Raw genomic sequence first — 22,285 nt, forward strand, 5'->3', positions numbered from 1 at the left:
CGTAAAGCGCCAAGAACAGTTATCCAGCGGGAGAACAAGCCGAAAGGCCCGCGGCTGGAAGAACATTTGATTCAAGCCGGTGACCGACGCCAGTAGCGGGTCACGGCGGAAGTTTTCACTGATGCACCCAACTGCAGCTCGGTCGGGTGCATTGGGAAAACAACCGAGGGCAAGACGAGATGATCATCATAGAAGACGACTTCACAAGCGGCGCGCAAGTGAGCATGCAGATGGACAAAGAGGCGGGTGAGCTGTTCGTGTTTTATTGCCCCGCTGGTCAAGGCTGCAAAGTCAGCAAGTGGCCTCTCGACAGCTATCACATGCCAATCGCAGTGGCTTATTACGAACAGTGCTGCGAGCTGGAACGCGCCGCCTGAACAACCAGCGCCACGTCAGCACTGACGTTAACTGCCCGATCCTCTCTATGAGAGCGCATCGGGGTGTGAACTGAGTACCGCCAGCCAGCGCGAGAGCAAAGGCAGACAAACGTCAAGCAGTTCACACCCCGATGCGGACGAAATCGCGGCCTATAACCGCCCACCTGCATCACCGGCGAATAGCTCAACCCGCATTGCGCAGGGTCAGCGCCAACCTGGTATTGGCGAGCTACCTCGATCTGGCACGAGCGCCGTGACAGCCGGGAAAGACCGGCCCCCTTCCCCACCTCTATTACGTCAGCACTCCTCCCCCGCGCCCATCGGCAACCAGCGGGAGGCATGAGTGTTGACGAATACAGGTGAACAACCCGCCACATTGGAGGCGACCATGAGCGCAGCATTGAATATTTGCCAGGAGCTTTACGACGCTCAATTGCCTCCAGAGGTAAGCGAGAGCGACGAAGTGACAGACTGGCTTGAGCATTCAGCGGAACGCTTGGTGTGCGGCGTCGACATCAAGTGGAAGCGCCGCTACGGCCAGCCGCAGGTCGTGACGTTCGACCGGTTCTGTACCGTGCTGCAGGGTCACCTAAATCAGCGCCAAATCGACGGCTTGGACCAGCGTGATTCGTTTGCCCGCCTGCTGCTGTCGGCGATGCTTGGCAGCCAGAGCGACGCACGGTCCCACGCCGCGGACCTGCTGGGCCAGCAACGGCCAATTGAAGCAGTCGAGAAGATCGCTGTAGCGCTGCTGAGGCCGTATGCGGAAGACGCGGTAGCAGCGGAAAGGGAAGAGCGCGAAGACGACGTGGATGCCGATGTATGAGCCCGCACATCTTGATCGACGAAGCGCTGGAGGCGCTTGAACACCCAAGCTGCGAGCTCGGCTCCCAAGCCGTCGTGGCACGGATGATCACCAACATGCTTACCGGCGACGCGATCACCGTCGAAGAATTCAACCACTACAGCCAGCGCCTGCTGAAGATCACCAGGCAGCGCAAGGAGGCCGCATGACCACCGCACCGGTTAAATCGCTGATTGATGAGCAGCTTGAAGACGTTGAGTCAAAGCTGATCATGCTGGGCTTCGGCCTCCCCTTCAATGAAGTGATCGGCCAGCCGCGAGAGCGTGCCGTGGCCACCTTGCCGAAGCGCCTGGCGGCAACCATGAAGGGCGGTCGAATTGCGGTGAGGGTTCGGCCGTGACCACCCACCAGCGCACCAGGCGCCTACTCATCTGGCGCGGCTCTTTCCCGGTTCTCGCCTTCCTCACCTTCCTAATGTTGCTCAGCGCCCTCGCTGATCGAATCACTCAATAAATAACACTTTCAATCGCTGCGAGCATCGCGGCAAGGATTCCCCATGTCCGCAGTAATGAAGCAGGACGACAACACGCCTGCGATGTCGGAGGCCGCACTCGTTGAAGTGCTGAGCAGCAGCCTCTACCCCGGCGCAGAAAAGAACTCTGTTGTGATGGTGTTGGCTTACTGCCAGGCCGCGCACCTGGACCCGATGTTGAAGCCGGTGCACATCGTTCCTATCTGGAACTCAAAGACGAAAAAGATGCAGGACACAGTGATGCCCGGCATCGGCCTGTACCGCATCCAGGCTGCGCGCACCGGCCAATACGCCGGAATCAGCGAGCCTGAATATGGTCCCGCAGTAACGGCGAAGCTGAGCGGCGTAGAAGTCACGTATCCCGAATGGTGCCGTGTAACGGTCAAGCGGCAGATGAGCAACGGTCTGGTTGCCGAATACACGGCCAATGAGCGCTGGCTTGAAAACTACGCGACGTCTAGCAAGGACACCGCGGCACCCAACGCCATGTGGAAGCGTCGGGCATTTGCCCAGCTCGCCAAATGCGCCGAGGCCCAGGCCCTGCGCAAAGCTTTCCCTGAAGTCGGATCAGCGCCAACGGCCGACGAGATGGAAGGAAAGACATTTGAGGAAGCCGCCAAAGACGTCTCGCCGGCGCGGCAGCCCACACCGGAACCGGACGCCAAGACTGCCTATCCCGACGAACTGCTGGCTGAAAACATCCAAAAGTGGCAGCCGCTGATCGACGCTGGCCGCACCAGTCCAGAGCACATCATTGCCAACGTCATCAGCAAGTACTCATTGCGCGATGACCAGATCGAAACCATCACCAACCTCAAAGCCCTCGATGGAGATTCAGCATGAAAATTCACAACGTAGCTCAAGGCTCCGCCGAGTGGCTTGCCCTGCGCGCCAAGTTCCGCACCGCCTCCGAAGCCCCGGCAATGATGGGCGCTTCGAAGTACCAAACCCGCACGGACCTGCTGGCAGCCAAAAAGACCGGCATCACGCCGGACGTCACGCCCTCTCAGCAGTTTATCTTCGACAAAGGCCACGCTACTGAAGCCCTCGCCCGCCCACTGACTGAGGCGTTGATCGGCGAAGAGCTGTATCCAATCGTTGCGACCGAGGGCAACCTGCTAGCCTCCATGGATGGCGCCACGATGCTCGGCGAGACACTGTTCGAGCACAAACTGTGGAATGAGTCAGTCGCGGCCCAGGTGAAAGCTGGCGATCTAGCTCCGCACTACTACTGGCAGCTTGAGCAGCAACTGCTGGTGAGCGGCGCTGAGCGAGTCATCTTTGTTTGTTCGGATGGCACGCCGGAGAACTTCGTGCACATGGAGTACCGGCCCGTCGCCGGGCGCGCGGCCCAGTTGATCGAAGGCTGGAAACAGTTCGAGGCGGACCTGGCCAACTTCGAAATGGCCGACGCGCCTTCAATCGTAGTCGGCAAGGCACCTGATGAGCTGCCAGCCCTGCGCATCGAGCTGACCGGCATGGTTACTGCCAGCAACCTGAAGGTGTTTGAAGATTCAGCCCTGGCTGTCATCGACTCGGTGAAAACCACTCTCTCCACCGACCAGGACTTTGCCGACGCCAAGAAGGCGGTCAAGTGGTGCGGTGATGTCGAAGAGGCCGTGTCGGTCGCAAAGAAACAGGCCCTGTCGCAGACCCAAAGCATCGACGAGCTGTTTTCGTCACTGGATCGCATCAGCGCCCATGCCCGCGAGACTCGCCTGAAAGTCGACAAGCTGGTGAAGGCCCAAGAACTGCTGGTAAAGACCACCATCAAGCAAAAGGCCGAGCTAGCGCTTGCGGACCACATCGCGGCGATCAATAAGACGCTGGGCAAAGTCACGCTGCCTCATGTCGTTTCGGACTTCGCCGGCGCCATGAAGAACAAGCGCACCATCGCCAGCCTTCAGGACGCGGTAGATACCGAGCTGGCCCGGGCGAAGATCGATGCAAGTCAGGCAGCGGACAGTATTCGCTTGAACCTGACCAGTCTGGCAGAGCTCGCCGTTGATCATGCCTTCCTGTTCAGCGACGTGCAGCAGCTGGTCACCAAAGCCAACGATGACTTGGTGACGCTGATCAAATTCCGAATCTCCGAACACCAGAAGGCGGAGCAGGCAAAGGCCGACGCGAAGCGCATCGCCGAAGAGCAGGAAGCCCAGCGACTGGCAGCCATCAAGCCAGAGCCGGTCGTGGAGAAGGTGGCGGCGCCCGAGCCAGTCCGCGCCACGCCAGTCCAGACAGCGACACCCGTCGCCCAGGCTACAAAGCCAGTAACGAGCCACGTGGTCGAGCAGGTAGCGCTGCAGGCCAACGTGACGGACTTCGAGGCACTGATAAAAGCGGTGGCACATGGTCAGGCGCCGATCACGCTGCTTCTGGTGAACTGGGAAGCGCTCGACGCGATGGTCGCAGCGCAGGGTGCAAACTTCAGCATGGCTGGGGTGACACTCGGCAAGGCGGCAGCATGATTAGCAACCTCAGATCAGATATCGACTTCCGGCGCGAGAAGGCGCTGGAGCTTTCCAGTCAGGTTCGCCGGCACTTGGCCGCCGGCGGGAAGATCACAATCGGCGAGAGCCCGGCGATCAATCCAGATCCGGCAAAGCGATCAGAATTAATCGACCCGACAACCATCCTCAAGCGTCGCAAGCCGCCCATCACGCGGGACGAGCGTAAGGCGCTGCGCAAACTCGCGGAGGCATTATGAGCAAGCGCAAACCCCACAACCTAAAAGCACGCATTGTCCGGTCCTGCCGGTCGCTGCTGGCCGCTAACCACGTCGCAGTGGTCAACATCGACCCCAGTGGCCGCCAGGGCATGATCAATTACAAGTCGCTGAAAAACATCGCGCCGGGGAAGATTGGCCAGGCTGTCTGCGGCATTCCCCACAGGTGGACGATCTACCTGAGTGCCCTCTGCATCGACGCCCGCGGCGACCGCTACAGCAAGTCGGTGGAGGTGGCGCCCGATGGTGTTTACCTCTCCGACCACCTGGAAGACGTGATCGAGCATTGCTACAAGAAGCTGCGCGAAGAGGCCAACCAAAGTCAGATGGTGGCTTCTGGCTGGATCGCCATCCCCGACACCCTATCGCTGGACGAGGCCCACGCGGCGCGCATCTTCGAAGCCGTCGGCGCCTGGCGCCAGGTGAAGGTCGATTCATGCGCCGCATAGCCCGCACCCAGCAACGCAAACGACAAATCTGGCTCGCACTGCCGGCCAGCGGAATAGAAGAGGTAGGCCATGGCCAAGACTGGACGAGAGCGATCAGCGAAAGCCGCGCTGAAGCGGATCGAGTTCGACGAGAAGGAGTTGCGGCACCGCTGCAGGCTCGGCACGCGGCAGAAGCTGGAGGAGCTCATGGCTTGGAGTGAGGACACCGAACAAGCTTCTGTGATTGAAGGCTGTCTACGCTATGTTCATTCGCTTGGGCCAGACGGTGCGCGGGAAGCATTGAAAGAGCGCCACGAAATCGTGATTAGCAAAAACGTGGCGCTGGAGTTTCGGAATCAAACCTTAGCTGAGTTGAAGCGCGATCCAGGGGATGAAATCATTGCGCCGGCGCTTTCAAACTCTTAAGTGCAGCTAGGGCCTCCATATTCTTACCAAACGCCCTTTCCTCCATGAAAAGTACGTGACCAACATCCAATAGCAAGTTGATATCTAGATTGTCGAATAGCTCATAGGTATTTGCATACTTCTGAAAGTTACTACCTTTACGACTCAAGCAATTATAGTACAGAAAGACTAGCTCGTAGTCCGACAGAAGCGATCGCGCCACCCGTGCCAAGTGTTTTTCGTCTCCATACTCAGCCAATTCAACGAACCTGAAAACGGAGTACAAACTTCTAAAATACAACCCTAAATCACCTTGGTGAGATCGTAAAACGTGCTCGTATGCCATGCCTGCCCGGAAGCTCTTGCTCCGTCCATCTTCATAGTTCGCATTATATTCACGACACAATTTTCTATGCCAATCCCTAAAACAGTCTCGCCCTTCAATAGTATATTGAAGATCGTTTCTATTTACGTGCAGATCAAATCCTTGAATCACTTGCTGCTGCAGCGTCAACATACTGTAAAACTGCGACTCGGTTTGCTGCTTGGCATTTTGCAACTGGCTTTCAGCCAAATCCTTCCTCTGAAGCAATAAAGTAATTAATACACCAGAAAACGCTAGCCCCGAAAAAAGAGCATTCAAAACTCCAAATGCGTCACCAAACACGCCCGAGCGAACGCCGGTTAAGTTACCACTACTATCGATTGATGTTTCGTACCCCGCATACAGAAAAATATAGTAAGCGGTGTATACACCAATCACAAAAAAAACGGCGAGAAGCCCTAAAATTATAGGTTTCCAAGATTTACTTTGTTTACTCATATCAAGCACGCTCATTGATTCGGCTCCATGCCGGTCACCCGTAATACCCCAACCCTAACCAAATTGCCACCACCGGTCACGGAGGACGGCGCCTACCTGAGGTAAACGCAATGCCCATCCGCCACAGCATCATCCATCAGATCGACAAGAAGCCCGACGGGAGCCCGGCCGTTCTGCATCTCGCCAGCGACGAGCAAGTGGATAGCGGCGCCCGTGACGACCTGATGCAGCAGTTCAACGAAAACTACAACGCCACCGCCGGCAAGGCCTGGGGGTTCTTTCACGCCGAGTCGGGTGCGTATCCCCTCAGCGGCTGGCTGAGCAAGTACCTGGCCGGCGGCTCCACCTTCTTGGAGTTCAGCACCACCGCGGTCGAACACCTGACCAAGCTGATGGAAGAATCGAACCTTTCCACCGGTGGGCACGCGCTCTTCTGCCATTACCAGCAAGGTATTACCGATTACCTGGTCATCGCCCTGGTGCGGGAAACAGAAGCGGTGACCATGACCGAAGAACTCCACCTGATGACAGTGAAGCGCCTGGACCTGGACCATATCCGCTTGGCCGCGCGGATCAATATCAGCGAATGGAAGAACAACCCACAGTCGAAGCAGTACATCTCGTACATCAAGGGCAAGCAGGGTCGGAAGTTCAGCGAGTACTTCCGCGACTTCATTGGCTGCCAGGAAGGGATCGACGGACCGGGCGAAACCCGGACGCTGCTGAAGGCGTTCAGCGACTTTGTTGAAAGCGAGGATCTGCCAGAAGAGTCGGCACGCGAGAAGACCCAGGCGCTGGTCAGCTACTCCATGGCCCAGGCCAAACTGGGCGAGCCGATCGCGCTCAACGAACTGTCGAGCCTGGTCGACGAAGACCGGCCGAAGAACTTCTACGACTTCATCAAGGCCAAGGACTACGGAATTTCCGAAACCCTGCCGCTGGACAAGAAGACCCTCAACAAATTCCGGCGGTTCACCGGGCGGGCTGAGGGTATGTCGATCAGTTTCGAGGCGCACCTGCTGGGCGACAAGATCGAGTTCGACGAAGCGGGCGGCACCCTGACGCTGCGAAACCTGCCCACGCAGCTGACGGATCAGCTCAAGCGCGCAACGGTCTGATCAGAGCTATCCGTGCCTCGAAATCCTAATTAGCGCAAACGTGGCGCGAGCCTTTCATAGCGAAAGTCTGCGAGAATTACGCAACGATCCATGCGACGAATATCTTTCTACAGCCTGAGTTCATAAGCTGGGTCAGTTCATTATTTTGAACCCCGCTTTACCGCAGCAGTCGTGATTTTATAGAGGGCAAAAAGCCCCGATTGGCATATCGCCTAAAAACCTTGTGTGTGCGTTCGGAGTCAATGATGACCAGTGAAAGTTTCGACTTGCCAGTCGCAGCGCTGCGTCCTGCAGAGAAAATTCTCAGAGATATAGAAACGGCTGGATCACTAATACTGGCGGTGAAATACGGCGCGAAAGCTCATGGCTTTGTAATCGGCCTGATTTGCGCTGGCGTCATCACTGGAGAGCAAGGTGAGGAGCTTCTCCTCCAGTTTGATCGAGCAACCGAGCGTAAGCTCAGAGAGTTGTCGATGTAACTAACGCATTCGTTCCTCGATATTCTGCGTGTCTAGACGGGTACGATGGAGTGTCGCGACACCTAGTAGTTACGGAAAGGTGTCGCAGATCATCAGGGCGGCGGGATTGAAGTCGCTCGCCGGCGACCCGCCAGAGCCAGACGACGAAGTCACCACGCCTCACTGACTGTCCTTCAGTCCTGCCAGTATTTCGAGACGAAGTTATCAGCCGCCAGCTTGCCAATCCAGACAGCTTCCTCATAAGAGGACCAGCCAATCTGCCGGGTCGCCGCGACGATGATATCGTTGCCAACCTTTGTCAGAACGATGAGCTCTTGGGGAACCGGATTGTACTGATCGCCCCAGTTAAAGGCGATCACGAAGGGCACGCCGTGAATCGGGTCGTCGTAGTCAACTGGCGGCGTACGGTCAACTAAAAGTGGCATCTCGTTTTCCTTGATCCGGCTCCATGCCGGTCACCCGTAATACCCCATATCAACGAGCCGTGCCAGCCGCGCACTATCGCGCCAATGGCTCCGAATACTCGTCGATCTGGTTTCTGTAGCTCGCAAGGTCGATTATCTGTCGCAAGCAGATCAAGACTTCAAGCTTCTGCTTGTCGTCGGGAATGCCTATCCGCTTCAGCATCGCGCGTGCGTCTTCCTCGATTGCTGCGAGTGCATCGATATCGCTTTGCAGTCTCATATCGGCCTCCTGCCAAGTCGAGCAACGCAGATACCAATAGCCCACAAATCCACTTCACGCCAGCCAGCGAGGCGGGCGCACGCTTGGAGATAACACATGAGCATTCCTGCAAGCGCTTTGAGCGACGAAGAGTGCCTGCACTACGCAGCGCTTGAGCCCGCCGCCGCCGCTGAGCTTACCCGCCGCCTTACCGCGCAGTGCATTGATCCAGGCGCAGAGGCCGAGAGTCTTCGCGAAGACATCCGCATGCTCGAAAGCCAAGCCCAAGACGACGATGAAGAGCTGGATCGGTTACGAGGCGCTGCTTACGAGGCATGCGAGCTGATCAGGCGCGCAATAAATCACAGCGAAGATGAAGAGCTGCCGGTGAGCAAGCTGCTTCAGAAAGCACTCAACTACCTGGAGTAAAGCCATGACCACCTTTGCAGTGTTTGGAATGAGCGAGAACTGGGCTCGCGAAGAGGCAAAAGAGCACACGCCCACCTTCAAAAACGAGAACGGCAAGCGCATCGACCTGACCGTCTCGCAGTGGGAGGCGGAGGTAGAGGTGCAGGTCGCGAAGATTATGGCCGGCAAAAAATGCGTGCGCCTGTCGCCTATGTTCGACGCCCCCCAGTACGCCCAGCAGTTCATGGACATGGCCCGAAAGAGCATTGTCTGCCGCGACCTGAAGATCAGGACCAAGGCCGTCCTGGTCGACGCCAAGAAAAAGCCGATCCTGAATACCAAAACTGGTGCGCCAAAGGTTGGGTTTGCAGACTGGGTGCCGGAGGCGACTTACGCCGCCTGACCGCACTGATTAACGAGCTTCGAGCCCGGCAATCAACCGGGCCCCGACCTCACGCCCTGCAACCTGCGCAAGACCACGGTCAACATAGGTTCGGTCACCCGCAACCACCGGCACCACTACCTCACCACCGCGCTTTACCTCGACGTTGATACGCCAGGTCTCCCGGCCTTCCTCGTCCTTGTCGCACTCCATGTAGTTCCAAACCTGAAAGCCTTCGATCTCATCGTAAATATCGTGCTTGGTCATGGTCCAGCCCATTTAGAGGAAGGGGCCATCGTAGCACCACACCGCCCGGGCATGGCCCGGCAAGGAAATTACCGTGTCCGAAGTAATGCGATGGAAGCTGAAAGGCTTCATTCCAGGAGTTGAAGGCGTTTCGAAAGCGCTGTTCCAGCCCTGGGTTGTTCAGCCGGAAGACCTAGACCGGGTAACCGCCGAGCGTGACGCGGCTCTGGGGCGGGAGGCTGACCTACAAAAGAACTTTGATCATTTGTTGGTTACCACGAACTACCTACAGGCAGATAACGATTCAGCAGACGCCAGTGCACAGACATTGCACGAAGTTATCACTCGTCTTCGATCTGAGCGTGACGCACTCCAAGTCCTGCTGACCGCAGCGGATGAGCGGGTGGATGTGCTGGAGGGGTTGTTGCACAGATGGAGTGCTGAAGCTGGCGGCGTTTTCTGCGTGCTGAAATACGAAACTGACGCCGCACTCAAGCCAGCAGAGGGTGGTGGCGATGCGTAAATATCCTGGTGTGCGTACGAGCGCGGCGACTGGCAATGCCGCAAGGGTGGCTACCTTTGGTATGCAGGTGATGGTGAAGGATACGACCCGACTGACTGCACCTACATCTGCCCTCATTGCAGAACCAAGGACTACCTCGAAGCCGCCAAGGATGATGCAGAGTCTTGCAGCAGCTACTCCAATAACGGAAACAGCGGAACTGGGCTAGACATCTGGGTAAGCGCAGAAAGAACTGCTCTCGAAGCTAATCACCCGATGGCGGCAAAGGCATTGAGTGAAATCGGCGTCGTGTCCGCGCTGGATGATGATGAGGTGGTGCTATGCAATGTTGCCGCCAAGTCGTGACCCAACTCCCCGCCTACTGCTGGTGCCTGCTGGCACTGGCACAACTGATTTGCTGAGGTATTTATGACAGCAATTACTGACCACGACATCGCGTTTGCCCAAGCGGTAGTCGCTCTGGCGCGCCAGCACGGCATGACCGGAATCGACATGGGGTTTCGCCAGAACTTCGACCTGTCGCAGCAGACCGGATGCTATTGCAGCAAGCGCATCAACTGGACAGAAGGTCGCCACGGCGATACTGCGCCAATCAAATTCCGTACCGAGGCGGAAGCATCAGTGCCCGAAAAGGTAGCCAAGCCATGACCACCAACCAAACGATTGACGGCGTGCCGCGCTACATCGGCGAGGCCAGAATTGTCGGGCTTTACTACCCGGCGCGGTGCACTAAATGCGGCTGGCTTGGTAGCTCGGCAGACCTCACGGACGAGGCTGAATGCACGCGACATGAAGGCGATAGGCTATGCCTTGGTTACACCGAAGAAGTTGACGCGGTTTATTTGCTTGGAGTGGTTCAAGCTATGGCAAAGGTAGCCGCCCAGCCCCAGGGCGAGCCGGTGGCGTGGATCTGTCACGGGCCAGAAGGGAGCGGCCTAGCTGCGCTGCAGTGGTCGCACTTACCAACGCCGCCAGGCCTTGTTCGCAAAATTGGGCTCTACGCCGAGCAGCCCGCGCTGGTAGCTACGATTGCTCTTATCGTGCAAGCCATTCACGACATCCCCGAATTCCCCGGAATTACTGGTATCCAGATCCGCCAGCTCGCAGAGCGCCTGAACGTCAAATCCAGATAAGAGTACATCCGTACTCCACCCGCAAAACCTGTAACCCCTCCCCCTTCAAAGTCAGCCGCTATAGCGGCAAGGACGAAGTCATGCCTGAAGAAATCAAATTGATCCAGCAAGCCCCGGTCGTGCGCGATGAATACGGCATGTTCGCTCACCCCGATATGCCCGACTTCGACGAGGGCGACGGTGATAAGTGCAAGGCCTGGATCGTTGCACAGGGCTTGCAGGTGAAAATGGTGAGCCTCGAATACCACAGCGACGAAGCGGTCTCTGAGCGCTATTTCGAAGCAGGCGACCCGGACTGCAGCTACTGGGAACCGGGTCGGCCTGATGGCGAAGGCTGGTTCTGCCTGGCTATTCACGACACCGACGACGGTCCGGTCTGCTGGTGGGCGCGCCGGGAGGTGACGCCGTGAGCATCATCGACGACGTAATGACCGACAAGATCACCCTGCACGGCCTGGGCTTTGTGCAGATCCAGTTGGAAGGCAAACAGCGCATGCACGTCTGGCACCCTGAGCTGCCGCGCCGGGCGTGCTTTGAGCACTCGGCCATCCACAATCACCGCTTTGATTTTGACTCCCTGGTAATCGTGGGCACGCAGATCAACGTTGAATTTGCCGAGTTACCGCCCGCAGCCGCCTGTTTCAAGCAGGCAACGCATGAGCTGTACATCCATGAAGGCGCCCGCAGCGCCAGGGGCGGCCGGCCATGGGTGCGCAATGGAACTGTAGAGATGCTGCAAACCAGTCGACAGGCCATTGCTGCCGGGTCGATGTATCGCATGCGGGCCTACGACTTTCACCAAACAGAGCCAGGTGGTGACGGAAAGGTAGCGACGATCCTGAAAAAGGGCTGGGAGGGCCAGAAAGGCGCGCAGTCGAGTTGCGTAATCGGTGTTGAGCCAGATGGCGACTTCGACCGCTACCAGTGGTCACCACCCCAACTCTGGGAAATTGTGGCCGATGTGATGCTCGGCCAGCGGGTGACGCCATGATCGCCACCCCCTGGTTCGCCTACGTCTTCATCTACAAGGGGCCGAGGCCATGAACGCAAAGACTGAAGTGAGAGTCGCCGACCTTACAGGCCAGGCTTTGGACTGGGCAGTTGCCAAGGCAATCGGCCGACCTGTATTTGTCCACACGGTCGCTGAGCAGATGGCTGAGTTACAGCCTGGCGATTTCACCGACTACGAAAAGCAACGGCTTTGGCAGATAAAAAAGCCGAGGCTTCGGATTGCCGAAAGCCCCAGCTATTCCAACCCATGCCCTGCTTACTCCAGCGACTGGAGCCAAGGCGGCTCACTGATCGACAAGCACCGTATCAGCTTTGGGACCATCGGCACCGGGCCAGAAGATGAGCACGGGAATGAGCCGATTGTCGCGCTTACCAGTGCGCTGCATTACAAGGCTTGTGAAGGGACGACGCACCTCATTGCTGCCTGCCGCGCGATCGTAGCCACTGCGTTTGGCGACACCATCAGCATCCCTGCAGAACTCGCCTAAACCCCAATCCCCCTACATGCCTGCCGGTGAGCGGCCCTAGGGCAACTGGCTGTCGATCCAGCGTTCAGCAGCGGCCATAGCTTCGTCCAGTGCCGCTGGATAATCAGGCCATGGCCCTTCCAGTTCAGCAGCAACTTGGCCCAAGCCGTCGATTGGAGCGGGCTCGATGATCTTGGCCGCGACCGGGGCGTTGTCGTTCGGGCGTCGCCAGTCGAACTTGAGAAACATCACGTGGCCCCGGTAAGCATGCGCTATCGGGGCATCAATACTGTGTGACACGTCCATGCCTCATCACGAAGTGGTTTTAGCCTTTTTTACATCACTTCTGAAGCAGTTGAAATCACAGCAAAACGCCATTACTCCATCCCCCTAGATGCCTGCCGGTGAGCGGCGGGCGAGGTATTCCTGCATGTTTATTTGCGCAGAAACGAAGATCGGGAAGTGCAAATCACTCGGCGACCAAGTGCGAGTGTGCGCGCTTCGTCGTGGCGGCGGCTGGAGCCACGCCCGCGAGGATCTGGCAAACGATGCTGAGCGTTGGTTCGGCCGCGAGCCAGTGACCACTAAGCAAGAATGGCGCGCCGTCCGCGCCGAAGTCTTCCGCACCGAATAACCCACCTTCTGCCGCCCAGCGCGGCAAGGACGCCCCAAACCAATAAATCCACCCGGCAACGGCGTGGCGAGGCATTTCCTATGGCCAACACAAAGTTAGCGCCGGTCCTAGAGACCGCTCCCCGCTTCATCCGGGCGATGCACGCACCCGCTTACCTCGGTATGTGCAGGGAAGAATTCAAGAACACGGTTCGCCCCCACATCCGCGAATTCCCTATTGGAAAACAGGGCGTTGCCTTCGACCGGCATGAGCTTGACCAGTGGGCCGACGCCTATATCGAAGCCATGGCAATTGAAAAGCAGGCAGAACAGGACAACAATCCGCCCCGCAGTGGGCGCCAAGGAGCAAAACAATGGCGCGAAAAACAATGTCGGGCCTCTACCAGAGGAACGGGATTTGGCACATCGACAAAGTCGTCAGAGGTAGCCGACTTCAGGAAAGCACTGGAGCAAGCGAAAGGGAGGAAGCCGAGCAGTACCTGATTCATCGGCTGGAAAAGCTGCGGCAGGAAAAAATTTACGGCGTGCGTCAGGTGCGAACCTGGCGCGAGGCAGCCACGCGGTTCTTGGTCGAGTTCAAAGACCAAGCGTCGATCGGCCTTTCCGCCTCCCATATCGAACAGCTTGATCCGTACATCGGGGATCTGCCAGTAACGCACATCGATGACGGGACATTGGCCACATTCATCCGTGACCGGCAGCGACCGAGCAAGACGGACAAAGGGAAGGTCAAGCCAGGCGTATCCAACAGGACGGTAAACATTGCCCTGCAACGAGTCGTCAGGATCTTGAACCTATGCCACCGCAAGTGGCGCGATGCTGAAAAACGGCCATGGCTGGAAAGTGTGCCGATGATATCAATGCTTGAGGAGAAGAAGTCGAGTCGTAAGCCCTACCCTATGTCATGGGAAGAACAGGCTCTTTTGTTCCCTGAGCTGCCCGACCACCTGTTGAGGATGGCCCTCTATAAGGTGAACACGGGTTGCCGGGAGCAGGAAGTGTGCAAGTTGCGATGGGATTGGGAAATACGGGTGCCGGACCTGAACACCAGCGTGTTTCTGATACCTGCCGGATTCGGCGGGCGGAGTGAAAAGGCGGGGGTAAAGAACGGAGATGAGCGCCTGGTGATCTTGAACAAGGTGGCGATGTCCATCATTGATGGGCAGCGCGGCCTGCACCGAGACTTGGTGTTTCCGTACGGGCAGCCAGATCAGTTCGGTCCAACAGCCATACACCGAATGAATGATTCGGCCTGGAAGAAAGCCAGAGTGCGCGCAGCGGACAGTTGGGAGAAGGTCCACCAGTCGCCAGCACACCCCGGATTCAGGTCGATCCGGATTCACGACTTGAAGCACACCTTTGGTAGAAGGCTACGTGCAGCGAGCGTGACGGAGGAGGATCGGAAAGCGTTGTTGGGGCATAAGAACGGCAGCATTACGAGCCACTATTCTACCCCGGAGTTGCAGCACTTGATTGAGGCTGCGAACAAAGTGTCGGCAACTGACTCTCGTGGGCCAGCGCTGACAATCTTGAGGAGGAAGTTGGGATGATCCCCCGCAAAAGTCCCTACACGTAAAAAAGCCGAACTGGCTAGAGTTCGGCTAAGTCACTGTAAAATATGGTCGGGACGGAGTGATTCGAACACTCGACCCCTAGCACCCCATGCTAGTGCGCTACCGGACTGCGCTACGCCCCGACTAGGCGTGTTACTGGGTTCGCTTCGCTACGAAGCGATCCGGAATATACCGCAAGCTTTTGAAATGTGGAAGTATTTTAAAAGCCGACGTTATTTCTTCAAAACCACCAGCACATCTTCGAGTTCGGAGATCATCTGGCGGATCAGTTGCTTGTATTGGGTGGTGTCGTCTTTGGCTTCATCACCGGACATGCGCTGACGCGCGCCACTGATGGTGAACCCCTGGTCGTACAGCAACGCACGGATCTGTCGGATCATCAGCACATCCTGGCGCTGATAATACCGACGGTTCCCGGTGCGTTTGACGGGGTTGAGTTGAGGAAACTCCTGCTCCCAATAGCGCAGCACGTGCGGCTTGACCGCACAAAGCTCGCTGACTTCACCAATGGTGAAGTAGCGTTTGCCTGGGATGACGGGTAGTTCGTCGTTATGACTTGGTTCCAGCATAAGCCTCAACTCGGGCCTTCAACTTCTGCCCTGGACGAAAGGTGACCACACGGCGAGCCGTGATCGGGATTTCTTCTCCCGTTTTTGGATTGCGGCCAGGCCGCTGGCGTTTGTCCCGCAGGTCAAAATTGCCGAAACCGGACAATTTGACCTGTTCGTTGTCTTCCAGAGCGTGCCTGATTTCTTCAAAAAACAGCTCGACCAATTCCTTGGCCTCGCGTTTGTTCAGACCCAGCTCTTCGTACAGACGTTCCGCCATCTCAGCTTTCGTCAAAGCCCCCATACGTCACTTCCTTAACGTGGCGTTCAACCTTTGTTCGAGCGAGGTGAGGATATTTTGTGTCGTGGTATTCACCTCATCGTCATTAAGAGTGCGCGATGGATGCTGCCAGGTCAAGCCAACTGCAAGGCTTTTTCTATGCGGATCAATGCCTTTACCCTGATAGACGTCAAATAGCCTGAGGTCTGTCAGCCATTCCCCTGCATTTTCACGGATTACATCCAGAACGGCAGTGGCGGCGACTTCGCGATCGGCGATCAGGGCCAGGTCACGACGCACTTCAGGGAAGCGCGACAACTCGCTGAATTTAGGCATCTTGCCCGACGCGACTTCCGCCAAGACTAGCTCAAAAACGAACACCGGACGGTCCAGACCGAGGGTTTTCGACAACTCCGGATGGATGGCGCCTACGTAGCCCACCAGGCGCCCTTCGCGTTCGATACGCGCAGTCTGGCCCGGATGCAACGCTGGGTGGCTGCCCGGCACGAACGTGAAATCGTCGAGCGCGCCAGCAAAGCCCAATACCGCTTCCACGTCAGCCTTGACGTCGAAGAAGTCCACGGCGTCGCGGCCTTGGGCCCAGCCCTCAGGCAGGCGGCTGCCGCACACCACGCCAGCCAGCATCGGTTCTTGTTTCAGGCCGTCGAGTTGGCCGACAAAACGCAGGCCGCTTTCGAACATGCGCACGCGGTCTTGCTGACGGTTCAGGTTGTGGGACAGTGCCTTTACCAAGCCCGGCCACAACGACGAACGCATGGCCGCCATGTCGTTCGAGATCGGGTTGGCCAACAGCAGTGGCTCGACGCCAGGGTTGAACAACTCGAACTGTTTAGGATCGATGAAGCTGTAGGTCACCGCTTCCTGGTAGCCACGGGCGACCAGCAGGCGACGCAACTCCGGCAAGTGCGCACGGGCCTCAGCTTTAGGCTGCGGCGCCAGGCGTGCTTGCGGGTAGCGAACCGGCAGGCGGTTGTAGCCATACAGCCGGGCCAGTTCTTCGATCAGGTCAACTTCCAGGCTGATATCGAAGCGATGGCTTGGCACTTCAACGTGCCACTGCCCTTCCCCGCCCGCGGTAATGCTCAGGCCGAGAGCCGACAGCAGCTGCTCGATTTGAGCCGGATCAATCACCAGGCCGAGCATTTGCTCGACGCTCTTGGCGCGCAGGGTGATCGGAGCAACGGACGGCAGGTGCTGCTCGCTCACGGTTTCGGTGATCGGGCCAGCTTCGCCGCCGGTGATTTCCAGCAGCAGGCCAGTGGCGCGCTCCATGGCTTCACGGGCCAGCTTCCAGTCCACGCCACGCTCGTAGCGATGCGAGGCATCGGTGTGCAGGCCGTAGGAACGGGCCTTGCCGGCGATGGCGATCTGATCAAAGAACGCGCTTTCGAGGAAAATATCGCGAGTGGTCGCGGACACACCGCTGTGCTCGCCACCCATCACGCCGGCAATGGCCAGGGCGCGGGAATGATCGGCGATCACCAGGGTATCGGCGCGCAGGCTGACTTCCTGGCCGTCGAGCAAGACGAGCTTCTCGCCTTCTTCGGCCATGCGTACGCGGATGCCGCCATTGATTTCGGCGAGATCGAACGCGTGCAGCGGTTGGCCCAGCTCCAACATCACGTAGTTGGTGATGTCGACGGCAGCGTCAATGCTGCGTACGTCGGCGCGGCGCAAGCGCTCAACCATCCACAGCGGGGTTGGTTTGGACAGGTCGACGTTGCGGATGACACGGCCGAGGTAGCGTGGGCAAGCGTTTGGCGCCAGCACTTCGATCGGGCGTACTTCCTCGTGCACGGCAGCTACTGCGGCAACCACAGGACGGGTTACCGGAGCGTTGTACAACGCACCTACTTCGCGGGCCAGGCCAGCGAGGGACAGGCAATCGCCGCGGTTCGGGGTCAGGTCGACCTCAATGCTGGCGTCTTCAAGCTCCAGGTAGACACGAATGTCCTGGCCTACTGGCGCGTCGGCCGGCAGTTCCATCAGGCCGTCGTTGCCCTCGCCCACTTGCAGTTCAGCCTGGGAGCAGAGCATGCCGTTGGACTCAACGCCACGCAGCTTGGCTTTCTTGATCTTGAAGTCGCCTGGCAGTTCGGCGCCGATCATGGCAAACGGAATCTTCAGGCCCGGGCGCACGTTAGGCGCTCCGCACACGACCTGGAACGTCTGCGCGCCATCACTGACCTGGCACACACGCAATTTATCAGCATCCGGGTGCTGCTCGGTGCTCAGCACCTCGCCTACGACCACGCCGCTGAAAACACCGGCGGCCGGCGTTACGCTATCGACCTCAAGGCCGGCCATCGACAGACGAGCAACCAGCTCGTCGCGATCTACCTGCGGGCTTACCCAGCCACGCAGCCATTGTTCACTGAATTTCATCCTGCTCTCCTAAAGATTCGTTACGACTAGCGAAATTGCGCGAGGAACCGCAAGTCGTTGTCGAAGAACAGACGCAAGTCGTTCACGCCGTAACGCAGCATGGCCAGACGCTCAACGCCCATGCCGAAGGCAAAGCCCGAGAACTCTTCCGGGTCGATCCCGGACATGCGCAGCACGTTAGGGTGAACCATGCCGCAGCCCATCACTTCCAGCCAGCCGGTCTGCTTGCAGACGCGGCAGCCTTTGCCGCTGCACATCACGCATTCCATGTCGACTTCAGCGGACGGCTCGGTGAACGGGAAGAACGAAGGACGGAAACGCACCGCCAGCTCTTTCTCGAAGAACACCCGCAGGAATTCTTCGATAGTGCCTTTGAGGTCGGCAAAATTGATGTCGCGATCAACCAGCAGGCCTTCGACCTGGTGGAACATCGGCGAGTGGGTGATATCCGAGTCGCTACGGTACACACGGCCTGGGCAGACGATGCGGATCGGCGGCTTGTTCGCTTCCATGGTGCGGACCTGTACCGGCGAGGTATGGGTGCGCAACAGCATGTTTGCGTTGAAATAGAAGGTGTCGTGCATCGACCGGGCCGGGTGATGGCCTGGGATGTTGAGCGCCTCGAAGTTGTGATAGTCGTCTTCGACCTCAGGGCCTTCGGCAATGCCGTAGCCGATGTGGGTAAAGAACTGCTCGATACGTTCCAGAGTCCGGGTGATCGGGTGTAGACCGCCCGAGGCCTGGCCACGGCCAGGCAGGGTCACGTCAATGGACTCGGCGGCGAGTTTGGCCGCAAGATCGGCCTCCTCGAGCGACGCCTTGCGCGCATTGAGAACCTCTGTGACACGCTCCTTGGCAACGTTGATCAGCGCACCGACTTGCGGACGCTCTTCAGCCGGCAAATTCCCCAGGGTCTTCATCACCTGAGTCAATTCACCTTTCTTGCCAAGGTAGTGAACCCGGATTTGCTCCAGGGCATTTACATCTTCAGCGCTTTGCACAGCCTCAAGGGCTTGAGCGACGAGCGCGTCCAGGTTTTCCATGTACAGACTCCAGATACAAAATAGGGGAAGAGCTTGAAGGCTCTTCCCCTATTTATGACGTTTACCACCGTGGGCTACAGGAGTAGCCCACGGTGACTGTCGGGGGTACTTAAGCCAAGGTGGCTTTAGCTTTCTCGACAATCGCAGCAAACACCGCTTTATCGTTCACGGCCAGTTCAGCCAGAACCTTACGGTCGATTTCGATGGACGCTTTTTTCAGGCCAGCGATGAAACGGCTGTAGGACAGACCGTTAACACGAGCACCAGCATTGATACGAGCGATCCACAGAGCGCGGAACTGACGTTTTTTCTGACGACGGTCACGGTAGGCGTATTGGCCTGCCTTGATTACCGCTTGCTTGGCAACACGGAATACGCGCGAGCGTGCGCCGTAGTAGCCTTTAGCGAGTTTCAGAATTTTTTTGTGACGTTTACGGGCAATGACGCCACGCTTTACACGAGCCATGAGTTACTTCCTCTAGTCTTGATCCAAAAATTAACGAAGGCGCAGCATGCGCTCGACTTTTGCCACGTCAGACGGATGCAGCAAGCTGCTACCGCGCAGTTGACGCTTACGCTTGGTCGACATTTTGGTCAGGATGTGGCTCTTGAAAGCGTGCTTGTGCTTGATACCGTTAGCAGTTTTCAGAAACCGCTTAGCAGCACCACTTTTAGTCTTCATCTTTGGCATGTTCGGATACTCCGCATTCAGTTGATAAACATAATCAGAAGGCCTGCCGTGCCCTGTTGATTACTTCTTCTTTTTCGGGGCGATGACCATAATCAGCTGGCGTCCTTCCATCTTAGGATGCTGCTCGACGGAACCGTACTCCAGCAGGTCAGCTTCAACCCGCTTGAGGAGTTCCATCCCCAGCTCCTGGTGGGCCATCTCACGGCCGCGGAATCGCAAGGATACCTTGGCCCTGTCCCCATCACTCAGGAAACGTACCAGGTTGCGCAGTTTTACCTGGTAATCCCCTTCCTCCGTCCCTGGACGAAACTTGATTTCTTTTACTTGAATCTGCTTCTGGTTCTTCTTCGCTGCGGCAACCTGCTTCTTCTTCTCGAAGATCGACTTGCCGTAGTCCATCACCCGGCAAACGGGTGGGATTGCATCGGCGGAGATTTCCACCAGGTCCAATTTGGACTCTTCAGCAATACGAAGCGCTTCATCAATCGAGACGATGCCAATCTGCTCGCCGTCAGCGCCAATTAACCGAACCTCGCGTGCCGAGATATTCTCGTTGATCGGGGCTTTCGGTGCAGCTCGTTTATCTTGTCTCATTTCACGCTTAATAATAATTACTCCGAATCTGGGCGACCACGCCGGGAAACCGCTTGCGCGAGGAACTCAGCGAACTGGGCGACGGGCATCGAGCCCAGGTCAGCACCTTCACGAGTACGCACAGCGACAGTCTGCATCTCGACTTCCCGATCTCCGATAACCAAAAGATAGGGAACCTTGAGCAAAGTATGCTCGCGGATTTTAAAGCCGATCTTTTCATTTCTCAAGTCGGACTTGGCACGAAATCCGCTTTCGTTGAGAGTTTTTTCAACTTCAGCTGCAAAATCTGCCTGTTTATCAGTGATATTCATGATCACTGCCTGAGTCGGAGCCAGCCACGCAGGGAACGCACCCTCGTAGTGCTCGATCAGGATTCCGACAAACCGTTCGAACGAGCCAAGGATCGCTCGGTGCAACATAACCGGGTGTTTGCGGCTGTTGTCTTCGGAGACGTATTCGGCTCCCAAACGAATCGGCAGGTTAAAATCGAGCTGCAAAGTACCACATTGCCAGACACGACCAAGACAATCTTTCAGCGAGAACTCGATTTTCGGACCGTAGAAGGCGCCCTCACCCGGCTGCAGATCGTACGCAAGGCCCGCGCTGTCTAGGGCGGCGGCCAGTGCAGCTTCGGCGCGATCCCACAGCTCGTCGGAGCCGACGCGTTTTTCCGGACGAGTGGACAACTTCATTTCGACTTCGGTGAAGCCGAAATCGCGATAAACGTCCATGGTCAGCTTGATGAACGCGGCGGATTCAGCCTGCATCTGCTCTTCGGTGCAGAAGATGTGGGCGTCGTCCTGAGTGAAACCGCGCACGCGCATAATGCCGTGCAACGCACCCGACGGCTCGTTACGGTGGCAGGCACCAAACTCGGCCAGACGCATCGGCAACTCGCGGTAGCTCTTCAAGCCCTGGTTGAACACCTGCACGTGGCATGGGCAGTTCATCGGCTTGATGGCGTAGTCGCGGTTTTCCGACTGAGTGGTGAACATGTTGTCGGCGTAGTTGGCCCAGTGCCCGGACTTTTCCCACAGGCTGCGGTCTACGACCTGCGGAGTCTTGATCTCCAGGTAGCCGTTTTCGCGTTGAACCTTGCGCATGTACTGCTCAAGCACCTGGTACAGGGTCCAGCCGTTCGGGTGCCAGAACACCATCCCAGGCGCTTCCTCCTGGAGGTGGAACAGGTTCAGGCGCTTGCCGATCTTGCGATGGTCACGTTTTTCGGCTTCTTCAATGCGCTGGATGTAGGCCGCCAGCTGCTTTTTGTCAGCCCAGGCAGTGCCGTAGATGCGCTGCAGTTGCTCGTTCTTCGCGTCGCCGCGCCAGTAGGCGCCAGACAGCTTGGTCAGCTTGAACGACTTGAGGAAGCGCGTATTCGGCACGTGCGGGCCACGGCACATGTCGACGTATTCTTCGTGGTAGTACAGGCCCATCGCCTGCTCGTCCGGCATGTCTTCCACCAGACGCAGCTTGTAGTCTTCACCACGCGCGGTGAACACGTCGATCACTTCGGCGCGCGGCGTGACCTTCTTGATTACGTCGTAATCTTTTTCGATCAGCGCATGCATGCGCGCCTCGATAGCGGCCAGGTCGTCCGGAGTGAACGGACGCTCGTAGGCGATATCGTAATAGAAGCCTTCATCGATGACCGGACCGATCACCATTTTTGCGGTGGGGTACAGCTGTTTGACCGCATGGCCAATCAGGTGCGCGCAAGAGTGGCGAATGATCTCCAGCCCCTCTTGATCCTTGGGCGTGATGATTTGCAGGCTGGCGTCGCTGGTGATCAGGTCGCTGGCGTCAACCAGCTTGCCGTCGACTTTGCCGGCTACGGTGGCCTTGGCCAGGCCTGCACCGATGGAAGCGGCGACTTCGGCTACAGATACCGAATGATCGAATGAACGTTGACTGCCGTCGGGAAGAGTAATAGTTGGCATGGCGCCTCCTCTCCTAGTGGTGACCCCTACCAAAGGTCACGTGGGTTGGGA

Annotated in this window: 34 protein-coding genes and 1 tRNA gene; 21 read left to right on the plus strand and 14 right to left on the minus strand. The window is 57.6% G+C overall.

Going from position 1 to position 22,285, the window contains the following annotated elements; all coding sequences use genetic code 11:
* Window positions 1–179: 179 nt before the first annotated feature.
* The 9 genes from AACW30_RS16390 to AACW30_RS16430 all read left to right on the plus strand — a co-directional run bounded on the left by AACW30_RS16390 (window position 180) and on the right by AACW30_RS16430 (window position 5,293).
* Window positions 180–377, plus strand: a complete 198-nt coding sequence (locus tag AACW30_RS16390; protein WP_200625342.1) for a hypothetical protein — start codon at window positions 180–182, stop codon at window positions 375–377.
* Window positions 378–765: 388 nt separating this feature from the next.
* Window positions 766–1,203: a hypothetical protein gene (locus AACW30_RS16395; protein ID WP_200625343.1), complete on the plus strand. Its 438-nt coding sequence runs from the start codon at window positions 766–768 to the stop codon at window positions 1,201–1,203.
* Window positions 1,200–1,391, plus strand: a complete 192-nt coding sequence (locus AACW30_RS16400) for a hypothetical protein (RefSeq protein WP_200625344.1) — start codon at window positions 1,200–1,202, stop codon at window positions 1,389–1,391. The genes AACW30_RS16395 and AACW30_RS16400 overlap by 4 nt, the downstream gene beginning before the upstream one ends.
* On the plus strand, window positions 1,388–1,582 hold the full coding sequence (locus tag AACW30_RS16405; protein WP_145163822.1) for a hypothetical protein: 195 nt from the start codon (window positions 1,388–1,390) through the stop codon (window positions 1,580–1,582). The genes AACW30_RS16400 and AACW30_RS16405 overlap by 4 nt, the downstream gene beginning before the upstream one ends.
* Before the next feature lie 168 nt (window positions 1,583–1,750).
* Entirely contained in the window at window positions 1,751–2,557 is an 807-nt protein-coding gene (bet, locus tag AACW30_RS16410) for a phage recombination protein Bet (protein ID WP_200625383.1), read from the plus strand.
* Window positions 2,554–4,182 (plus strand): YqaJ viral recombinase family protein, encoded by a 1,629-nt coding sequence (locus AACW30_RS16415; protein WP_200625345.1) that lies wholly within the window; start codon window positions 2,554–2,556, stop codon window positions 4,180–4,182. The genes bet and AACW30_RS16415 overlap by 4 nt, the downstream gene beginning before the upstream one ends.
* Window positions 4,179–4,421: a hypothetical protein gene (locus tag AACW30_RS16420; RefSeq protein ID WP_200625346.1), complete on the plus strand. Its 243-nt coding sequence runs from the start codon at window positions 4,179–4,181 to the stop codon at window positions 4,419–4,421. Before AACW30_RS16415 ends, AACW30_RS16420 begins: the two co-directional genes overlap by 4 nt.
* Window positions 4,418–4,888 carry a hypothetical protein gene (locus AACW30_RS16425; protein WP_200625347.1) on the plus strand — a complete coding sequence of 157 codons (471 nt, stop codon included), beginning with the start codon at window positions 4,418–4,420 and terminating at the stop codon, window positions 4,886–4,888. Before AACW30_RS16420 ends, AACW30_RS16425 begins: the two co-directional genes overlap by 4 nt.
* 69 nt (window positions 4,889–4,957) lie before the next feature.
* On the plus strand, window positions 4,958–5,293 hold the full coding sequence (locus AACW30_RS16430) for a hypothetical protein (RefSeq protein ID WP_200625348.1): 336 nt from the start codon (window positions 4,958–4,960) through the stop codon (window positions 5,291–5,293).
* Here the strand turns inward: AACW30_RS16430 and AACW30_RS16435 are convergent.
* Window positions 5,265–6,110: a putative phage abortive infection protein gene (locus AACW30_RS16435; RefSeq protein WP_200625349.1), complete on the minus strand. Its 846-nt coding sequence runs from the start codon at window positions 6,108–6,110 to the stop codon at window positions 5,265–5,267. The genes AACW30_RS16430 and AACW30_RS16435 overlap by 29 nt on opposite strands.
* A gap of 95 nt (window positions 6,111–6,205) precedes the next feature.
* Between AACW30_RS16435 and yejK the strand changes: the two genes are divergently transcribed.
* Both yejK and AACW30_RS16445 read left to right on the plus strand, forming a co-directional pair.
* Window positions 6,206–7,213 (plus strand): nucleoid-associated protein YejK, encoded by a 1,008-nt coding sequence (yejK, locus tag AACW30_RS16440; protein WP_200625350.1) that lies wholly within the window; start codon window positions 6,206–6,208, stop codon window positions 7,211–7,213.
* Between the two features lie 245 nt (window positions 7,214–7,458).
* The gene (locus AACW30_RS16445) at window positions 7,459–7,692 is read left to right on the plus strand and encodes a hypothetical protein (protein WP_200625351.1); all 234 of its coding nucleotides are present in this window, start codon (window positions 7,459–7,461) and stop codon (window positions 7,690–7,692) included.
* Window positions 7,693–7,865: 173 nt separating this feature from the next.
* Here AACW30_RS16445 and AACW30_RS16450 read toward each other — a convergent pair whose 3' ends face one another.
* Window positions 7,866–8,117, minus strand: a complete 252-nt coding sequence (locus tag AACW30_RS16450; protein ID WP_200625352.1) for a hypothetical protein — start codon at window positions 8,115–8,117, stop codon at window positions 7,866–7,868.
* Window positions 8,118–8,190: 73 nt separating this feature from the next.
* Complete coding sequence (locus AACW30_RS16455) at window positions 8,191–8,376, minus strand: hypothetical protein (protein ID WP_200625353.1); 186 nt, start codon at window positions 8,374–8,376, stop codon at window positions 8,191–8,193.
* A gap of 96 nt (window positions 8,377–8,472) precedes the next feature.
* Between AACW30_RS16455 and AACW30_RS16460 the strand changes: the two genes are divergently transcribed.
* Both AACW30_RS16460 and AACW30_RS16465 read left to right on the plus strand, forming a co-directional pair.
* Window positions 8,473–8,784, plus strand: a complete 312-nt coding sequence (locus AACW30_RS16460; RefSeq protein ID WP_200625354.1) for a hypothetical protein — start codon at window positions 8,473–8,475, stop codon at window positions 8,782–8,784.
* A gap of 4 nt (window positions 8,785–8,788) precedes the next feature.
* On the plus strand, window positions 8,789–9,166 hold the full coding sequence (locus tag AACW30_RS16465; RefSeq protein ID WP_200625355.1) for a hypothetical protein: 378 nt from the start codon (window positions 8,789–8,791) through the stop codon (window positions 9,164–9,166).
* Window positions 9,167–9,175: 9 nt separating this feature from the next.
* Here AACW30_RS16465 and AACW30_RS16470 read toward each other — a convergent pair whose 3' ends face one another.
* Window positions 9,176–9,412, minus strand: a complete 237-nt coding sequence (locus AACW30_RS16470; protein WP_200625356.1) for a hypothetical protein — start codon at window positions 9,410–9,412, stop codon at window positions 9,176–9,178.
* A gap of 73 nt (window positions 9,413–9,485) precedes the next feature.
* On the opposite strand from AACW30_RS16470, the gene AACW30_RS16475 reads away from it, so the two are divergent.
* From AACW30_RS16475 to AACW30_RS16500, 6 genes are all read left to right on the plus strand, one after another.
* Window positions 9,486–9,914 carry a hypothetical protein gene (locus AACW30_RS16475; protein WP_200625357.1) on the plus strand — a complete coding sequence of 143 codons (429 nt, stop codon included), beginning with the start codon at window positions 9,486–9,488 and terminating at the stop codon, window positions 9,912–9,914.
* Window positions 9,915–10,322: 408 nt separating this feature from the next.
* The gene (locus tag AACW30_RS16480; protein WP_200625358.1) at window positions 10,323–10,562 is read left to right on the plus strand and encodes a hypothetical protein; all 240 of its coding nucleotides are present in this window, start codon (window positions 10,323–10,325) and stop codon (window positions 10,560–10,562) included.
* On the plus strand, window positions 10,559–11,047 hold the full coding sequence (locus AACW30_RS16485) for a hypothetical protein (protein WP_200625359.1): 489 nt from the start codon (window positions 10,559–10,561) through the stop codon (window positions 11,045–11,047). Before AACW30_RS16480 ends, AACW30_RS16485 begins: the two co-directional genes overlap by 4 nt.
* 80 nt (window positions 11,048–11,127) lie before the next feature.
* Complete coding sequence (locus AACW30_RS16490) at window positions 11,128–11,457, plus strand: hypothetical protein (RefSeq protein WP_200625360.1); 330 nt, start codon at window positions 11,128–11,130, stop codon at window positions 11,455–11,457.
* A complete protein-coding gene (locus tag AACW30_RS16495; protein ID WP_325167595.1) occupies window positions 11,454–12,038 on the plus strand; it encodes a hypothetical protein in 585 nt (194 codons plus the stop codon). Before AACW30_RS16490 ends, AACW30_RS16495 begins: the two co-directional genes overlap by 4 nt.
* A 49-nt stretch (window positions 12,039–12,087) precedes the next feature.
* The gene (locus AACW30_RS16500) at window positions 12,088–12,546 is read left to right on the plus strand and encodes a phage protein NinX family protein (RefSeq protein ID WP_200625361.1); all 459 of its coding nucleotides are present in this window, start codon (window positions 12,088–12,090) and stop codon (window positions 12,544–12,546) included.
* Between the two features lie 36 nt (window positions 12,547–12,582).
* Here AACW30_RS16500 and AACW30_RS16505 read toward each other — a convergent pair whose 3' ends face one another.
* Complete coding sequence (locus tag AACW30_RS16505) at window positions 12,583–12,831, minus strand: hypothetical protein (protein WP_234452720.1); 249 nt, start codon at window positions 12,829–12,831, stop codon at window positions 12,583–12,585.
* Window positions 12,832–12,955: 124 nt separating this feature from the next.
* Here AACW30_RS16505 and AACW30_RS16510 point away from each other — a divergent pair, with 124 nt between their 5' ends.
* Both AACW30_RS16510 and AACW30_RS16515 read left to right on the plus strand, forming a co-directional pair.
* Window positions 12,956–13,159, plus strand: a complete 204-nt coding sequence (locus tag AACW30_RS16510) for a hypothetical protein (protein WP_200625363.1) — start codon at window positions 12,956–12,958, stop codon at window positions 13,157–13,159.
* A gap of 352 nt (window positions 13,160–13,511) precedes the next feature.
* A complete protein-coding gene (locus tag AACW30_RS16515; protein ID WP_200625364.1) occupies window positions 13,512–14,708 on the plus strand; it encodes a tyrosine-type recombinase/integrase in 1,197 nt (398 codons plus the stop codon).
* A 69-nt stretch (window positions 14,709–14,777) separates the two neighbouring features.
* On the opposite strand, the gene AACW30_RS16520 is transcribed toward AACW30_RS16515, so the two are convergent.
* From AACW30_RS16520 to thrS, 9 genes are all read right to left on the minus strand, one after another.
* A tRNA-Pro gene (locus tag AACW30_RS16520) sits at window positions 14,778–14,854 on the minus strand.
* 90 nt (window positions 14,855–14,944) lie between these two features.
* Complete coding sequence (locus AACW30_RS16525) at window positions 14,945–15,301, minus strand: MerR family transcriptional regulator (protein WP_003174972.1); 357 nt, start codon at window positions 15,299–15,301, stop codon at window positions 14,945–14,947.
* The gene (gene ihfA / locus AACW30_RS16530; protein WP_002553164.1) at window positions 15,282–15,584 is read right to left on the minus strand and encodes an integration host factor subunit alpha; all 303 of its coding nucleotides are present in this window, start codon (window positions 15,582–15,584) and stop codon (window positions 15,282–15,284) included. The genes AACW30_RS16525 and ihfA overlap by 20 nt, the downstream gene beginning before the upstream one ends.
* 3 nt (window positions 15,585–15,587) lie before the next feature.
* Window positions 15,588–17,966 (minus strand): phenylalanine--tRNA ligase subunit beta, encoded by a 2,379-nt coding sequence (gene pheT / locus AACW30_RS16535; protein ID WP_200625365.1) that lies wholly within the window; start codon window positions 17,964–17,966, stop codon window positions 15,588–15,590.
* 26 nt (window positions 17,967–17,992) lie between these two features.
* Window positions 17,993–19,009 (minus strand): phenylalanine--tRNA ligase subunit alpha, encoded by a 1,017-nt coding sequence (gene pheS, locus AACW30_RS16540; RefSeq protein WP_003192486.1) that lies wholly within the window; start codon window positions 19,007–19,009, stop codon window positions 17,993–17,995.
* Window positions 19,010–19,118: 109 nt separating this feature from the next.
* Window positions 19,119–19,475, minus strand: coding sequence for a 50S ribosomal protein L20 (gene rplT / locus AACW30_RS16545; RefSeq protein ID WP_053257052.1), 357 nt, complete (start codon window positions 19,473–19,475; stop codon window positions 19,119–19,121).
* Between the two features lie 30 nt (window positions 19,476–19,505).
* Entirely contained in the window at window positions 19,506–19,700 is a 195-nt protein-coding gene (gene rpmI / locus AACW30_RS16550) for a 50S ribosomal protein L35 (RefSeq protein WP_002553160.1), read from the minus strand.
* A 60-nt stretch (window positions 19,701–19,760) separates the two neighbouring features.
* Window positions 19,761–20,312 carry a translation initiation factor IF-3 gene (infC, locus tag AACW30_RS16555; protein WP_015884933.1) on the minus strand — a complete coding sequence of 184 codons (552 nt, stop codon included), beginning with the start codon at window positions 20,310–20,312 and terminating at the stop codon, window positions 19,761–19,763.
* Window positions 20,312–22,234: a threonine--tRNA ligase gene (thrS, locus tag AACW30_RS16560; RefSeq protein ID WP_119742672.1), complete on the minus strand. Its 1,923-nt coding sequence runs from the start codon at window positions 22,232–22,234 to the stop codon at window positions 20,312–20,314. Before thrS ends, infC begins: the two co-directional genes overlap by 1 nt.
* Window positions 22,235–22,285: the final 51 nt, after the last annotated feature.

Origin of the sequence: Pseudomonas sp. MF6747, assembly GCF_963890955.1 — a bacterium.
In the GTDB taxonomy this organism is placed as follows: Bacteria; Pseudomonadota; Gammaproteobacteria; order Pseudomonadales; family Pseudomonadaceae; genus Aquipseudomonas.